General features: G+C 56.9%; 13 protein-coding genes and 1 riboswitch. Of the genes, 8 read left to right on the top strand and 5 right to left on the bottom strand.

Annotation, left to right across the window (positions count from 1 at the left end):
* The first annotated feature begins 2 nt into the window (after positions 1-2).
* Complete coding sequence (locus ABVT35_RS09970) at positions 3-632, top strand: MarC family protein (RefSeq protein WP_368466184.1); 630 nt, start codon at positions 3-5, stop codon at positions 630-632.
* 49 nt (positions 633-681) lie between these two features.
* Here ABVT35_RS09970 and ABVT35_RS09965 read toward each other — a convergent pair whose 3' ends face one another.
* Both ABVT35_RS09965 and ABVT35_RS09960 read right to left on the bottom strand, forming a co-directional pair.
* Entirely contained in the window at positions 682-1,077 is a 396-nt protein-coding gene (locus ABVT35_RS09965; RefSeq protein ID WP_368466183.1) for a hypothetical protein, read from the bottom strand.
* A gap of 104 nt (positions 1,078-1,181) precedes the next feature.
* A complete protein-coding gene (locus tag ABVT35_RS09960; protein WP_368466182.1) occupies positions 1,182-1,667 on the bottom strand; it encodes a single-stranded DNA-binding protein in 486 nt (161 codons plus the stop codon).
* A 328-nt stretch (positions 1,668-1,995) separates the two neighbouring features.
* On the opposite strand from ABVT35_RS09960, the gene uvrA reads away from it, so the two are divergent.
* From uvrA to ABVT35_RS09945, 3 genes are read left to right on the top strand one after another with little or no spacing between them, the layout of a single operon-like run.
* Positions 1,996-4,914, top strand: coding sequence for an excinuclease ABC subunit UvrA (uvrA, locus tag ABVT35_RS09955; RefSeq protein WP_368466181.1), 2,919 nt, complete (start codon positions 1,996-1,998; stop codon positions 4,912-4,914).
* A gap of 23 nt (positions 4,915-4,937) precedes the next feature.
* On the top strand, positions 4,938-5,744 hold the full coding sequence (locus tag ABVT35_RS09950; RefSeq protein WP_368466180.1) for a DUF72 domain-containing protein: 807 nt from the start codon (positions 4,938-4,940) through the stop codon (positions 5,742-5,744).
* A gap of 26 nt (positions 5,745-5,770) precedes the next feature.
* Positions 5,771-6,076, top strand: coding sequence for a chorismate mutase (locus ABVT35_RS09945; protein WP_368466179.1), 306 nt, complete (start codon positions 5,771-5,773; stop codon positions 6,074-6,076).
* Between the two features lie 6 nt (positions 6,077-6,082).
* Here the strand turns inward: ABVT35_RS09945 and ABVT35_RS09940 are convergent, their stop codons facing one another.
* Both ABVT35_RS09940 and ABVT35_RS09935 read right to left on the bottom strand, forming a co-directional pair.
* Positions 6,083-6,439 (bottom strand): cupin domain-containing protein, encoded by a 357-nt coding sequence (locus ABVT35_RS09940; protein WP_368466178.1) that lies wholly within the window; start codon positions 6,437-6,439, stop codon positions 6,083-6,085.
* 4 nt (positions 6,440-6,443) lie between these two features.
* Positions 6,444-7,961: an NAD(P)H-hydrate dehydratase gene (locus tag ABVT35_RS09935; protein ID WP_368466307.1), complete on the bottom strand. Its 1,518-nt coding sequence runs from the start codon at positions 7,959-7,961 to the stop codon at positions 6,444-6,446.
* A gap of 381 nt (positions 7,962-8,342) precedes the next feature.
* Between ABVT35_RS09935 and ABVT35_RS09930 the strand changes: the two genes are divergently transcribed.
* Together ABVT35_RS09930 and glnA are read left to right on the top strand one after the other, a co-directional pair.
* Positions 8,343-8,681, top strand: coding sequence for a P-II family nitrogen regulator (locus ABVT35_RS09930; RefSeq protein WP_368466176.1), 339 nt, complete (start codon positions 8,343-8,345; stop codon positions 8,679-8,681).
* 56 nt (positions 8,682-8,737) lie between these two features.
* Positions 8,738-10,147 carry a type I glutamate--ammonia ligase gene (gene glnA / locus ABVT35_RS09925; protein ID WP_368466175.1) on the top strand — a complete coding sequence of 470 codons (1,410 nt, stop codon included), beginning with the start codon at positions 8,738-8,740 and terminating at the stop codon, positions 10,145-10,147.
* Positions 10,148-10,212: 65 nt separating this feature from the next.
* On the opposite strand, the gene ABVT35_RS09920 is transcribed toward glnA, so the two are convergent.
* Positions 10,213-11,112: an alpha/beta hydrolase gene (locus ABVT35_RS09920; protein ID WP_368466173.1), complete on the bottom strand. Its 900-nt coding sequence runs from the start codon at positions 11,110-11,112 to the stop codon at positions 10,213-10,215.
* Positions 11,113-11,246: 134 nt separating this feature from the next.
* A riboswitch (glycine riboswitch) is annotated at positions 11,247-11,343 on the top strand.
* Positions 11,344-11,831: 488 nt separating this feature from the next.
* On the opposite strand from ABVT35_RS09920, the gene gcvH reads away from it, so the two are divergent.
* Positions 11,832-12,200, top strand: a complete 369-nt coding sequence (gene gcvH, locus ABVT35_RS09915; protein WP_368466172.1) for a glycine cleavage system protein GcvH — start codon at positions 11,832-11,834, stop codon at positions 12,198-12,200.
* 11 nt (positions 12,201-12,211) lie between these two features.
* On the top strand, positions 12,212-15,049 hold the full coding sequence (gene gcvP, locus ABVT35_RS09910) for an aminomethyl-transferring glycine dehydrogenase (RefSeq protein ID WP_368466170.1): 2,838 nt from the start codon (positions 12,212-12,214) through the stop codon (positions 15,047-15,049).
* Positions 15,050-15,071: the final 22 nt, after the last annotated feature.

Genomic DNA, 15,071 nt, shown 5'->3' with positions numbered 1-15,071 from the left:
CCATGGCATCGATTGATCCGCTGATGAATGCATTTGTAACGCTCATGGTCATGCTCGACCCGCCGGGCAATGCACCGCTTTTTCTCGCCCTGACGGTTGGCATGAGTCAGGCGGAGCGGTTCCAGGTCGCGCTCAGGGGATGCATCACCGCGTTCATAATATTGACGATATTTGCGATCGCCGGCTCCGGCATATTGAAGATGTTTGGAATTACGATTCCTGCCTTCCGGGTGGCCGGAGGACTGCTCCTGTTTTGGATTGCCTTCGAGATGATCTTCGAGAAACGGCAGGAGCGCCGGGAAGAAAGCGCCAAACGGGCCGTAACAAAGGACCAGATACGCAACATTGCCGCTTTCCCGCTAGCCATACCGCTCATTGCCGGCCCAGGCTCCATCTCAGCGATCGTTCTTCTGTCCTCAACACATCCGAAACCGCTGGAACGGGTTGGGCTGATTGGCGTTTTGCTCGTGGTGATGATCGCGCTGTTCGCGGCCTTAATCGTTGCCAACCGTCTCGACCGGCTGCTTGGCGAAACCGGGCGCGCCATCCTGACACGGCTTCTGGGGGTGCTTCTGGCAGCGCTTTCGGTGCAATTCGTCGCCGATGGGGTCAAGGCACTGGCTACGGGCTGACGTTTACGCGCGATGATCCTTTAAAACCGGGAGAAGGACCGGGCTCCAGCTATTCCAGATCTACGGTCAGTTCCTTGCCCCCAAGACCGTGCACACTGTCATTTCCGCGTATCACGACACTGGTCACCTCACCAGGAATGGTTACGCCCGAGAGACTGCGGGTAAAGGGCTGCTCGTTTTCATGGGGGTGGGCAAGGACCCGTTCGCCATAAACCGTACCGTCGGGTCCAACCACGTCCCAGCGGTTGGCATAGTGGTCCCAGCCCTCGTCATCATGGCGCAACGTAACGGAAAAACGCCATTGCCCATTCGATTGCTGGACCGCATCAACGGCGACAACTTCGACTTCACCTGCCCCGGATGGCAATACCAACCATAGAGACGACAGAGCCGCGGCTGCATAAACCAGTCCGCGGCTCATTGTTCCGAATTTTGAATCCGCCATGAACTCCTCCCAGACATCAGATGCCTATAAATGCACGCTAGCGGCATCCGGTGAAATCACATGAATGCGAGGCATTCGAAACCGGCTGGCGGAAGGAAGAGGGATCAGAACGGTATTTCGTCGTCCATGTCCCGTGAGAAACCACCTTCCTGTGACGGCTCCTGAGGACCGCCGAGATCACGCGGGCTGTCGCTGAAACCACCGCCGCCTCCACCGCCACCGCCGGGAGCACCCTCACCACGGCCATCGAGCATGGTGAGCGCGGAATTGAACCCCTGCAGAACGACTTCCGTGGAATAGCGGTCCTGACCGCTCTGGTCCTGCCATTTGCGGGTCTGCAACTGCCCTTCAATATAGACTTTTGAGCCCTTGCGCAGATATTGCTCGGCGATCTTGCAGAGACCTTCGTTGAAGATGACCACGCGGTGCCACTCGGTTTTTTCGCGGCGTTCTCCGGTATTGCGGTCACGCCAGTTTTCCGACGTCGCCAAACGGAGATTGGCAATCGGTCGGCCATCCTGTGTGCGACGGATTTCCGGATCCGCGCCCAAATTTCCCACCAATATTACTTTATTGACACTGCCTGCCATAACCTGGTCCTCACATATGCGGGCACGGATTTTATTGCCGCAAAGCGCATGCCCCTTATTTTCGGGCGACCATAGACCATCTGGCAGGTCTGTGTCCGCTCACAATCAACTATCCACAGGAGCTTTTTTGTTCACATTATGTTCTAGTTCTACTATTGTGCCTTGTCAAATGATTCAGCTTGGGTCATGAACGGGTGGCAATGTGGTGTGTATATCTCGACATCGGGCGAGCAAGTCCTACATTTACACCCGCATTCATTCCACGGATTGAAATCAGAACAGCGCACCTGGCGCGATCAACATATCGGCTTGATTCCGGACGGAGACCATGAGCGAACTGAAGACCATTTCAATCCGCGGAGCACGCGAGCACAATCTCAAAGGCGTTGACCTTGACCTGCCGCGCAACACACTGATTGTCATGACCGGCCTTTCAGGCTCGGGAAAATCATCGCTTGCCTTCGACACGATCTATGCGGAAGGCCAGCGCCGTTATGTCGAAAGCCTTTCGGCCTATGCACGGCAATTCCTGGAGATGATGCAGAAGCCGGATGTCGACCAGATCGACGGACTTTCACCGGCCATTTCCATCGAGCAAAAGACAACGTCACGCAATCCACGCTCGACCGTCGGCACGGTTACCGAGATATACGACTATCTAAGGCTGCTTTTCGCGCGGGTCGGCATCCCCTATTCACCGGCCACCGGACTGCCTATCGAGAGCCAGACGGTCAGCCAGATGGTCGACCGGGTCATGGCGCTCGAAGAAGGAACACGGCTTTACATACTTGCGCCGCTGGTTCGCGGCCGCAAGGGCGAATACCGCAAGGAGCTGGCCGAGCTGATGAAGAAGGGCTTCCAGCGGGTCAAGGTTGACGGAAGCTACTATGAAATTGCCGATGTCCCGGCGCTCGACAAGAAATACAAGCACGATATCGATGTCGTTGTTGACCGGGTTGTTGTACGGGAAGACCTGTCGACGCGACTGGCCGACAGTCTTGAGACCTGTCTGACACTGGCCGACGGACTTGCGGTCGCGGAACTTGCGGACAAACCGCTTCCCGATGACGCGACATCGGACGGCAGCGCCAACAAATCGAAGAACGAAACCCATGAGCGGCTGGTCTTTTCACAGAAATTCGCCTGTCCTGTTTCCGGTTTCACCATCCCGGAAATCGAGCCGCGGCTGTTTTCCTTCAACAATCCGTTCGGCGCCTGTCCCACATGCGACGGGCTCGGCACCCAGAAGAAGATCGATCCGGCGCTCATTATCCCGGAACCCGGCCGCACCTTAAGAGACGGGGCGATTGCGCCGTGGGCCAAATCCAGTTCACCTTATTATGGGCAGACGCTGGAAGCGCTCGGCCGCCACTTCGACTTCAAGCTTGGAGACCGTTGGAACGAATTGCCGGACGCGGCGAAGGAGGCAATCCTTCGCGGAACGGATGACAAGATCGATTTTCACTATGATGACGGTCTGCGCTCCTACAAAACTTCGAAGAATTTCGAAGGCATTATCCCCAATCTCGAACGCCGCTGGAAGGAAACCGATTCATCCTGGGCGCGCGAGGAAATAGAACGTTACATGGCCGCCGCCAATTGTCCGACCTGCGGTGGCTACCGGCTGAAACCCGAGGCGATGGCAGTTAAAATTGACGGGCTGCATGTCGGCAACGTGACCGAGATGTCCATCCGGGAGGCAGGCGCCTGGTTTACCGATCTTCCAGAGCGGCTGACGGACAAGCAGAACGAAATTGCCGGTAGAATTTTCAAGGAGATCAGGGACCGGCTTAAATTCCTGAATGATGTCGGGCTGGATTACCTGACGCTGTCACGTAACTCGGGAACCCTTTCCGGCGGCGAAAGCCAGCGCATCCGTCTGGCATCCCAGATCGGTTCCGGCCTGACGGGCGTTCTTTATGTTCTGGACGAACCCTCCATCGGCCTGCACCAGCGGGACAATGCACGGCTGCTCGATACACTCAAGCATCTTCGCGATATCGGCAATACGGTGATCGTGGTGGAGCACGACGAGGACGCCATCCTGTCGGCCGATCATGTTGTCGACATCGGACCGGCTGCCGGAATCCACGGCGGCGAAATTGTCGCTGCGGGAACGCCGCAGGACATCATGGCGTCCAGCCAGTCGCTGACGGGGCAATACCTCTCTGGCGTGCAGGAAGTGGCAACACCGAACGAACGGCGCAAGGTCGACAAGAAGCGCCAGATAACAATCGTCGGCGCCACCGCCAACAATCTGAAGAATATTACCGCAAGCATCCCGCTCGGCGTTTTTACCGCCGTCACCGGCGTTTCCGGCGGCGGCAAGTCCACCTTCCTCATAGAAACGCTCTATAAGGCGGCGGCACGGCGTGTCATGGGCGCGCGGGATAATCCGGCGGCACATGAGCGCATCGACGGACTGCAGAATATCGACAAGGTCATCGATATCGATCAGTCGCCGATCGGCCGCACGCCGCGCTCTAACCCGGCGACCTATACCGGCGCATTCACACCTATCCGCGACTGGTTCTCGGGCCTTCCGGAAGCAAAGGCACGTGGCTATCAGCCCGGACGGTTCTCGTTCAACGTCAAGGGCGGGCGCTGTGAAGCCTGCCAGGGCGACGGGGTCATCAAAATCGAAATGCACTTCCTGCCGGATGTCTACGTGACCTGCGACGTATGCCATGGCCAGCGTTACAACCGCGAAACACTGGAAGTCACCTTCAAGGGCAAATCCATTGCAGATGTGCTTGAAATGACCGTGGAGGAAGGCTGCGAATTCTTCTCCGCCGTCCCGGCCGTTCGCGACAAACTGACAACCTTGCGGCGGGTTGGCCTCGGCTACATCAAGGTCGGCCAGCAGGCAACAACACTTTCAGGCGGTGAGGCTCAACGTGTGAAACTGGCCAAGGAGCTTTCCAAACGTTCAACCGGACGCACGCTCTACATTCTGGACGAGCCGACAACCGGTCTTCATTTTCACGATGTTGCGAAATTGCTCGATGTGCTGCACGAAATCGTCAATCAGGGCAATTCCGTCGTGGTGATCGAGCACAATCTCGAAGTCATCAAGACCGCGGACTACATAATCGACCTTGGTCCGGAGGGCGGAGATGGCGGCGGCGAGATCGTTGCCGCCGGCACGCCCGAGCAAGTGGTTAAAGAAGAGCGCTCCTACACCGGTCATTTCCTGAAGGAGCTCCTAGAACGCAGGCCTTCGAAAAATGTAGAGGCTGCTGAATAATCCGGACACAAAGGGAGGTCTGAATGACCAATTCCGGCGTAATCAGAACGGGCATTGGTGGATGGACTTTCGCGCCCTGGCGCGGAACCTTCTTTCCGGATGGCCTGCGGCAGAAGGACGAGTTGAACTATGCCAGCAGGCAGTTGGCAACGATCGAGATCAACGGCACCTATTACGGCACGCAAAAGCCGGCGACATTCGCCAAATGGGCCGCCGATGTCCCGGACGGTTTTGTCTTCTCGGTCAAGGGAAACCGGTTCGTCACCAATCGACGCGTTTTAACCGATGGTGCCGAATCGATGGAACGGTTCCTGGGTTCCGGCATTACGGAACTTGGCGATCATCTCGGGCCCATCCTGTGGCAATTCGCGCCAACCAAGAAATTTGACCCGGATGATTTCGGCGCGTTCCTGGATATGCTTCCGCAGTCACGCGACGGAATTGCCATTCGCCACGCGCTTGAAGTGAGGCACCCGAGCTTTTCCTGTCCGGAATTCGTTGCTCTCGCAGCCAACCACAATGCTGCAATCGTTTATGCAGAGCATCTGAAATACCCTGAAATTGCCGATGTCACAGCGCCTTTCGTCTATGCGCGCCTGCAAAAGGGAAATGACGATATCCCGACCGCCTACCCGCCTGAGGAACTCGACCTATGGGCCAAACGCGCCAGGCTGTGGGCCGAAGGCGGTGCACCTGAAGGGCTGTCCTACGGCGACCCGGAAAGGCGGGTTGAGGTTCAGCCGCGCGAGGTCTATGTGTATTTCATTCACGAAGGCAAAATCCGCGCGCCTCAAGCGGCTCAGGCCCTGCAAGAGCGGTGTGCTGACTAGCGATTACAGGTTTTCAGGTGGAACTGATGCATAAAATAACGCCCGAACAATGCGCGGATATGGGTGACGTGCGCGGGCAAATAGACCGGCTCGACCGGGAACTCATGGCGCTGTTTGCCGAGCGCTCGCGCTTTATCGACAGAGCCGCTGCCATCAAGAAACAGACCGACCTGCCGGCAAACATCGAATGGCGTGTTGAAGAAGTTGCGATGAACGCCCGCAGCAATGCGCTGGAATACGGCCTCGATGCGGATTTTGCGGAGCACCTCTGGCGGCAACTGATCAACTGGTCGATCGCCCGGGAGGAAACCGTGCTGGATCCGGCCGGCTAGACGATTTTACGATGCGACCGCGATGTGAATAGCCAACCAGACGGTTGGCGGATCGATTTGCGTCCAGGTGACCCGGTGCCGACAATGGGCCGGAAGCAGCATCCAGTCTCCCACATCAAGCTCCCTCTCCTCAGCTTCACCTTCGACCTGTAGTCGCGCAGCACCGGCAAGCAACACGACCCATTCGTCGTCTTCCTGATCGTACCATTCACCTTCCGGCGTGGACTGCCCGGTTGAGATGATGCGTTCGATACGGGCGCCAGGCACGCGCAGGAGTTGATCGAATATCTCCTCATTCGTCTGTTCTGCCGGCAACGCACTGAACAGATTGCCGATTTCGACCGCTTTTGATCCAGAAGACATGATCCTAATTACCCGTATGCACGCTGTGCAAACCCGTCAGCTCGCCGGGAGTTGGAATATTTTCGGGCAGATCGTCTGCGGTCAGCCCCTCCCCCGCACGTCGTCCGGCGGTGCCGTGCATGTATGCGGCAGCGGCGGCGGCTTCAAAAGGTGGCATTCCCTGCACCAGCAACGCGCCGATAATGCCGGCAAGGCAGTCTCCGGAACCGGCCGTTGCAAGCCACGGCGGCGCGTTATTATTGATGACCGCCCGCCCGTCCGGTGACGCAATCACCGTATCAGCGCCCTTGTAGAGGACAACAGCATTCGATCTTTCAGCGGCCATCCGCGCACGGTCGACCTTTGAAAGCTGTGTGTCATCGTGAAGATCCGGAAAAAGGCGTGAAAATTCGCCGTCATGCGGCGTCAACACCAATCGTGGCTTACTGCCGGCAAAATGTGCGAAGAGTTCCTGAGGCTGCTCTCCAAAGGCCGATATGCCGTCTGCATCCAGCACCAGGGCACGGCCGGAAACCGCAATCCGTTCGGCAAACCGCCTGACCTTGTCACCGACACCGTAACCGGGCCCAAGAACAAATCCGGTGTAGCGTTTGTCGGCGAGCAGTTCATCCAACGCCGTAAGGTCATCGATCTTGCGCAGCATGATGGCTGTCAGATGACCGGCGTTGGCGGCCACAGCCGAAGAAGGCGAAAGCACCGTCACGAGCCCGGCTCCCGCATGCAGCGCCGATTGCGCCGCCAGCCGTGCGGCACCCGTCTGGCTGAAGGGACCGCTGAATATGCCCAGATGACCCCGCTTGTACTTGTGGCCGGACGGAGACGGTGCCGGAAGTTCAGGTGCCCACAGCGATGGCCCGTTGAGCCACAGGCGCTCGCAATGATTGTCGATTACCCGCGACGGAATTCCAATGTCGATCAGATGCACGTCGCCACAGTGGTCGGCTCCCGGCATCAAAAGGTGCCCTGGTTTTAATGCCGCAAAAGTCACCGTGTGCTCGGCCCGGAGTGCAACGCCTGCTGTCTGTCCCGTGCGCCCCGATATGCCGGACGGCAGATCGGCGGTGACGACAGGCAGTCCGGAACTTACCACCGCTTCGATAGCGGCTGCTCCAACGCCTTCGATGTTCCGATCAAGACCGGCCCCAAACAGTGCGTCGATGACAACGTGGTCATCAGCGCATTCGAGTGTCGTGAGATCCAGGATTGGTCCGTGCCAGTCGTCCCGTGCCCTTGCAGCATCACCCTTGAGCCCGGCCGGGTCGATGAGCGAATAAAGTCTGACGGGCATGCCCGATTCCTGGAGAAACCGCGCGGCGACATATCCATCGCCACCATTGTTGCCCGGGCCGCACAGAACCAGCGCGCCTTTGGCTTGGGGATAATTCTCAAGAACGCAGGCCGAAACAGCGGAGCCGGCAGTTATCATCAATCCATATCCGGCGATGCCGGAACTGATTGCCGCACTGTCCACCTCTACCATTTCCGTTGGCGTTAATATCAATTGTCTTGCGGTCGCATCCACCACTGCCGTCCATCCAGTCAACTCTGTTGCGATTCATCGTGCCGGCAGACCATAACAACGATCGCCGATACGGGAATACCCGGACCTACAAATACGTGCTTATATTTTGTGCATTTGCACTTTTTTTAGTCAAACACTAACGGTCAAAATTTAGGCACCTTGCTGCTGGCAGCATGCGGCGCATTGACGCGCAAGCCCTTGTGTCACGGGTTTACGCGAAATAATCGGCCATGTGCTGTCTACATCGCAAAGTCAGATTCATTTTTTTCAGCAAAATGGCCCAATTGGCACGGCATATGCATTTGCGTGTGCAGGTGGACACATGTTCCGCTTTTCCGGAACAAATTCACTTACGTGGATCTAGCAGCGAGACATTCTCTGATGAAAAAGATCGAAGCAATTATAAAACCTTTCAAGCTCGACGAAGTGAAGGAAGCTCTTCAGGAAGTGGGCCTGCAGGGAATAACCGTAACCGAAGCAAAAGGATTTGGACGCCAGAAAGGGCATACTGAACTATACCGCGGCGCGGAATATGTCGTTGACTTTCTGCCCAAGGTCAAAGTCGAGATCGTGCTGGCTGACGATACCGTCGAAGCTGCCATCGAAGCCATTCGCAATGCAGCCCAGACCGGACGTATCGGCGACGGCAAGATTTTTGTGTCCAGTGTCGAAGAAGTCATCCGCATCCGCACCGGCGAAACCGGCGTGGACGCAATCTGATCGGCACCGATCCGTCGGTGCACGTGCATAACCACCCAGAAAACTAGGATAAATAAATGACCAGTGCCTCTGATATTCTCAAGCAGATAAAAGACAACGACGTGAAGTTCGTTGACCTGCGTTTTACTGATCCGCGCGGCAAGCTGCAGCATGTCACGATGGACACAACCGTTGTCGACGAAGACATGTTTGCCGACGGCATCATGTTCGACGGCTCCTCGATTGCCGGTTGGAAAGCGATCAACGAATCCGACATGCTGCTCATGCCGGATACGGCAACGGTTCACAACGATCCGTTCTTCGCCCAGTCCACGCTCGCAATCATGTGCGACATCCTGGACCCGGTTTCGGGCGAGCCTTATAACCGCGACCCGCGCGGCACTGCCAAGAAGGCCGAAGCCTACCTGCAGGCCTCCGGCATCGGCGACACTGTCTATGTTGGCCCGGAAGCCGAGTTCTTCGTCTTTGACGACGTGCGTTTTTCCACCGATCCCTACAATACCGGCTTCGAGCTGGACAGCACTGAACTACCGAGCAATAGCGGTTCCGAATATGAGGTCGGCAACCTCGGCCACCGTCCGCGCACGAAAGGCGGTTACTTCCCGGTTCCGCCGATCGATAGCGCGCAGGACATGCGCTCCGAGATGCTCACCGTGATGACGGAAATGGGTCTCACCGTCGAAAAGCACCACCATGAGGTTGGTGCCGCCCAGCACGAGCTAGGCATCATGTTCGACACCATGACCCGCAATGCCGACAAGATGCAGATCTACAAGTATGTGGTTCACCAGGTGGCCAATGCCTACGGCAAGACCGCAACATTCATGCCGAAGCCGGTTTTTGGTGACAACGGAACGGGTATGCACGTCCACCAGTCGATCTGGAAAGGCGGCAAGCCGACCTTCGCCGGTGACGAATATGCAGGTCTTTCGGAAAGCTGCCTCTACTATATCGGCGGCGTCATCAAGCACGCCAAGGCGCTGAACGCTCTTACCAACCCGTCGACCAACTCCTACAAGCGACTGGTCCCGGGCTATGAGGCACCGGTTCTGCTTGCCTATTCGGCACGCAACCGTTCGGCGTCCTGCCGCATTCCGTACGGCTCTTCGCCTAAATCGAAGCGTGTTGAAGTCCGCTTCCCCGACCCGGCGGCTAACCCCTATCTTGCCTTCGCGGCGATGCTGATGGCCGGCCTTGACGGCATCAAGAACAAGATCCACCCGGGTGATGCCATGGACAAGGACCTTTACGACCTGCCGCCGCAGGAACTGAAGGAAATCCCAACCGTATCGGCTTCACTGCGTGAAGCCGTAGAGAACCTAGATGCCGACCGTGAATTCCTGACTGCCGGCGGCGTCTTCATGGAAGACCAGATCGACGCCTATATCGAGCTGAAGATGGAAGAAGTCATTCGTTTCGAACACACGCCGCATCCGGTCGAGTTCGACATGTACTACTCCGTCTAATGCGGAACCTGCACAATGAAAAAGCCGGGTTGATACCCGGCTTTTTTTATTTCTGAACTGTTTGATTAGCTGCGCCGGGCAAGCATCCAGTTGAGTGTGTCACGCCAGTCGACCATGCGGATCGGCGTACCGTGGCTGCCGCTCTGAAACAGCACGAACCGGATCGGGTAAATATCACCGGATCCGTATCGCACGCGCTGGTAAAGAGCATGCTGATTGCGCCAGTCATAGACTCTGTCACCACTTCCATGGGCAAGCAGCACCGGAACGCCAGCATGATAGGCGGCGCTGCGCATGAAACTTTCGTCGATGGTTCCACCAAGAATGATGATTCCGGCAAGACGCGAAGATATCCCCGGATCATTGCTGCCCTGCCAGCAAAGGATGCTTCCCATGGATCCGCAAGCCAGGATGACCGGCGCACCCGGCGCCGAGTGACGTATATAGGTCACCAGGGTTTTGAGATGGTCGAGGCCGTTTTTGTCAAAACTCGGTATGGTGGGAGCATAATAGACGCCGCCATTTCTCACGGAAAGATTCTTTAGCCGGTTGAAATTGCCACCGAATGTCCAGTCCTTTGCGCCAAGACGTCGATCACCACCGCGACCGTGGATGAATATGACGGCAAACTTCGCCTTCTTGGCGGACCCGACCTCATAGGCTTCGACGCGAATATCCGACGCTGTGATTGTCACGGCCCGCTGCTGGCGTTTCGGCTTCATCGAAACGTAGTTACCCTTGACCCGCCGCTCAGGAATCTTGTCCCGCCTGTCGATATCGCGCTCCTTGCGATAGTCGATTTTCAAAAACGCACCATTGTCCCTGCTTTCGATCACGGGAGGGTAAGCAAACAGTCGGTCTTTGTACGGACGCAGTTGAATTGATTCGCCGCTAAGGGCAGCCGTTGCAAAGCCAGATGCGGCAAAAAAGGCAACAACGTATCGAAGCAATCGGGATGAAAACATACCAGCTTTCCGGTCTTTTTCGGTCGATTCGGTAGCAGTTTAACCCGCAGTGGTAAATTTTTGGAACATAAGATGACAGATTGCGATTCTTCTACTAACCTGACGTCGCCTGTTGGTATCCGAAAGGATATCAGATGTCATCTGCGGGAGAGTGTGATCGGACGTCAAACCGATCGCCGCCGAAGGGGAAAACGCCCAAAATCTCTCAGGCAAAAGGACCGTAGATCGATAGGCACTCTGGAAAGTCGGAACGGCCGTTCCGCGCCGAAGGTGTAAGCGTCGCCGACAGAGTTCCGGTTGCGCAAGTCTCTCAGGCTCCAGACAGAGGGGCGCTCAGTCCGTGTATCCACGCGGGCCTGCGCAACTGTGTTCGGGGGGCCAGATGGCAAAACAGTTATCGCCAAAAGCATTGCACGTTGCCGCTAATCGGCGGTTCTTCTCCCTTGCCTTCTGCGATAAGCCCCACACTGACCTCCTTGGCCCAATGAGGAAATCTCCTCAACGGCGCGAACACGCCGCTGCGATCCCAAAAAAACAACATGCCGATACCGAGTTGCGAGGCTTGCCGCTTGTGCACATCCACCTGCCACTGGCCGGTTTGCCAAAACCACGGGCACGTCCGATTTCCGCTTTTATTCAGACGCGCGCGGGGGACACCTCTCACGCACGGATCAAATATTTCACCTTGTCACCCGCAACCACTATCGAGGAGGCTAATCATGGCTACAGTCTATTTCACGGAAGACCACGAATGGATAAGCGTGGACGGCAACGATGCGGTCGTCGGCATTACCGATCATGCACAAGAACAACTCGGTGACATCGTCTTTGTCGAATTGCCGGAAGTCGGCAGTAAATTGTCCAAAGGCGATGCGGCAATAGTTGTCGAATCGGTCAAAGCAGCTTCGGACGTCTATGCACCGGTTGATGGCGAGGTTACGGCCGCAAATGATGCACTCGAAGGCGAACCCGGACTGATCAATGACTCCGCTCAAGCTGATGGATGGCTGGTCAAATTACGACTGGATGACACCACTCAGCTCGAAGGCCTTATGGATGAAGCGGCATATAAGGCGATGGTCGGCTAGCGGAGAAAGTCATGACAGTCCATACACATAAGACGACCGTAGACAGCGACGAGCTGATACGGCCGTTTGCCGCACGTCACAACGGCCCTGCGGCAGCGGATGTGCGCTCAATGCTCGCTACCGTCGGTGTGCCGTCACTTGATACACTGATCAGCCAGACTTTGCCCAAAGCAATACGGTTTGACGGGACACTCGATCTTCCGGAAGCCATGGATGAGTATGACGCTCTGGCAGAGTTGCGTGCAAAGATCGATCTGAACGTCGAGGCAAGATCCTTCATCGGCCAGGGATATTATGGCTGCCGGGTTCCGGCGGTCATTCAGCGCAACTTGTTTGAAAATCCCGCCTGGTACACGGCCTATACACCCTATCAGCCCGAAATCAGTCAGGGGCGTCTGGAAATGCTCTTCAATTTCCAGACACTGGTCAGCGAGTTGACCGGCCTTCCCGTCGCCAATGCATCGCTCCTCGATGAGGGAACGGCGGTTGCCGAAGCTGCCGGCATGGCCTACCGCCATCATCGGATGAAACGGCACACCATCTCGGTAATCAATCAAATTCACCCGCAGTCCCGCACTGTTCTTGAAACGAGAATGGCGCCGCTTGATATCAAGGTGGTGGACGGTGCGCCGGATGACGACGCCGCCGCAGTGGTGTTTTCCTGGCCAGATACGCTTGGCCGTTTCGAAGATCCGGGGAAAATGGTCAAACAGGCAAAGGACGCCGGTGCTCTGGTGATCGTCGTCACCGATCCGCTGGCCCTCACCCTCCTCCAGCCTCCGGGAGAATGGGGTGCGGATATCGTCGTCGGATCGGCACAGCGCTTTGGCGTGCCGATGGGTTTCGGCGGCCCACATGCCGCCTATATCGGCGTTGCTGAAAACCTGACGCGGATCATGCCGGGCCGGCTTGTCGGCCAGTCCGTTGATGCGAATGGCAACCCGGCCTATCGACTGGCTCTACAGACCCGTGAACAGCACATCAGGCGCGACAAGGCGACCTCAAACATTTGCACCGCCCAGGCGCTGCTTGCCAATATGTCAGCCGCCTACGCGATCTGGCACGGGCCCGACGGGTTGCGGGCAATCGCCCGCAGAACGGCAATGTTCGCAGGCCGCTTCGCCAACTGCCTGAAGTCAGCCGGTTTCGAACTGGTCTCGGAGCAGTTCTTCGATACACTTGCCATTCGTGTCGAAGGCAAGGCGCGGCAGATTGAGCAGCGCGCACGGGATGCGGGCTACCTCATCCGAACCGTTGACGAAAACACCGTATGTGTCGCTTTCGATGAGACGGTATCCGAGAGGGACTTTGAGGCACTGTGCGGTGTGTTCGATATCACCTGCAAGAAAACCAAAGGCAAAATCCATCTGCCGGCACAGCTGCGTGACAAGCCGTTCCTTACCCAAGAGGTATTCGGCTCCATCAAATCCGAAACGGATATGATGCGCTACCTGCGCGCGCTTGCCGACAAGGATCTTGCGCTCGACCGTGCAATGATCCCGCTCGGTTCATGCACAATGAAACTCAACGCCGCTGCCGAACTTTTCCCGGTCAGCTGGGGCAAGATTGCCAATATCCACCCTTTCGCGCCGGCCTCACACACGGCCGGCTACCGACGAATGATCGCCGACCTTGAAAAATGGTTGTGTGAGATAACCGGATTTGCAGCCGTCAGTCTGCAACCGAACGCGGGCAGCCAGGGCGAGTTTTCCGGTTTGACCGCAATACGCCGGTACCACGCTTCACGCGGTGATGGGCACCGGGACGTTTGTCTCATCCCGTCTTCGGCACATGGGACCAACCCGGCCAGTGCATCCATGTCGGGACTTCGTATTGTCGTTGTCAAATGTACAGAGGCCGGCGATGTCGATCTTGACGATCTGAAGGCCAAGGCTGAACAAAACAGCGAGAATCTGGCAGCGCTGATGATCACCTATCCATCGACCCATGGTGTGTTCGAGCAGCAGATCAAAGACATCTGCGATATCGTGCACCAGAATGGCGGGCAGGTCTATTTCGACGGAGCAAACCTCAATGCAATGGTCGGGCTTGCCCGGCCATTCGATATCGGCGCTGACGTATGCCACATGAATCTGCACAAGACCTTCTGCATCCCACATGGCGGCGGCGGGCCTGGCATTGGACCGATCGGCGTATCAGAGCACCTCATCCCGTTCCTGCCCGGCGATCCGCTGCAGGATCAGAGCGGGGCCGTTGCGGCTGCGGCATTTGGCAGCGCATCCATCCTGCCCATCTCGTGGATGTATATCCGCATGATGGGCGCCGACGGTCTCAAAAGCGCATCTCAAATCGCAATTCTGTCGGCGAACTATCTCGCAGCCCGGTTGGAGAAAAACTATCATATTCTCTATCGCGGCGGGAACGGTCGAGTGGCCCATGAATGCATCGTCGACACACGCCCGTACAAGGACAGCGCGGGGGTGAGCGTGGAGGACATTGCCAAACGCCTGATCGACTACGGATTTCACGCGCCCACAATGTCCTGGCCGGTGGCTGGTACGCTAATGGTGGAGCCGACTGAGTCGGAACCGATGGCTGAACTCGATAGATTCTGCAGCGCCATGATTTCCATTCACGAGGAGATTATGCGCATTGAAAATGGTGAATGGAGCCGGGACGACAATCCACTGATTAACGCGCCGCACACAGCGGAAGTGGCGATCGCCGGAAAATGGAAACGCGGTTATGACGCCATGACAGCGGTTGCCCCTTCCGGTACGTCACAGCTGACATCCAAATATTGGCCACCGGTTGCGCGGATCGACAATGTCTATGGAGACCGAAATCTGGTCTGCAGCTGCCCACCGATCGATCAGCTGGCCAGCTGATATCGGGAACTTGTCAACTCGT

Origin of the sequence: Hoeflea sp. TYP-13 (assembly GCF_040932035.1) — a bacterium.
In the GTDB taxonomy this organism is placed as follows: domain Bacteria; phylum Pseudomonadota; class Alphaproteobacteria; order Rhizobiales; family Rhizobiaceae; genus Hoeflea_A.
This window is presented reverse-complemented; position numbering and strand designations above follow the sequence as displayed.

What these genes read in the sequence shown, in the direction of transcription:
- ABVT35_RS09970 (WP_368466184.1), top strand. Translation starts at nt 3, where the DNA reads ATGGCATCGATTGATCCGCTGATGAATGCATTTGTAACGCTCATGGTC.
- ABVT35_RS09965 (WP_368466183.1), bottom strand. Translation starts at nt 1,077, where the DNA reads ATGGCGGATTCAAAATTCGGAACAATGAGCCGCGGACTGGTTTATGCA.
- ABVT35_RS09960 (WP_368466182.1), bottom strand. Translation starts at nt 1,667, where the DNA reads ATGGCAGGCAGTGTCAATAAAGTAATATTGGTGGGAAATTTGGGCGCG.
- uvrA (WP_368466181.1), top strand. Translation starts at nt 1,996, where the DNA reads ATGAGCGAACTGAAGACCATTTCAATCCGCGGAGCACGCGAGCACAAT.
- ABVT35_RS09950 (WP_368466180.1), top strand. Translation starts at nt 4,938, where the DNA reads ATGACCAATTCCGGCGTAATCAGAACGGGCATTGGTGGATGGACTTTC.
- ABVT35_RS09945 (WP_368466179.1), top strand. Translation starts at nt 5,771, where the DNA reads ATGCATAAAATAACGCCCGAACAATGCGCGGATATGGGTGACGTGCGC.
- ABVT35_RS09940 (WP_368466178.1), bottom strand. Translation starts at nt 6,439, where the DNA reads ATGTCTTCTGGATCAAAAGCGGTCGAAATCGGCAATCTGTTCAGTGCG.
- ABVT35_RS09930 (WP_368466176.1), top strand. Translation starts at nt 8,343, where the DNA reads ATGAAAAAGATCGAAGCAATTATAAAACCTTTCAAGCTCGACGAAGTG.
- glnA (WP_368466175.1), top strand. Translation starts at nt 8,738, where the DNA reads ATGACCAGTGCCTCTGATATTCTCAAGCAGATAAAAGACAACGACGTG.
- ABVT35_RS09920 (WP_368466173.1), bottom strand. Translation starts at nt 11,112, where the DNA reads ATGTTTTCATCCCGATTGCTTCGATACGTTGTTGCCTTTTTTGCCGCA.
- gcvH (WP_368466172.1), top strand. Translation starts at nt 11,832, where the DNA reads ATGGCTACAGTCTATTTCACGGAAGACCACGAATGGATAAGCGTGGAC.
- gcvP (WP_368466170.1), top strand. Translation starts at nt 12,212, where the DNA reads ATGACAGTCCATACACATAAGACGACCGTAGACAGCGACGAGCTGATA.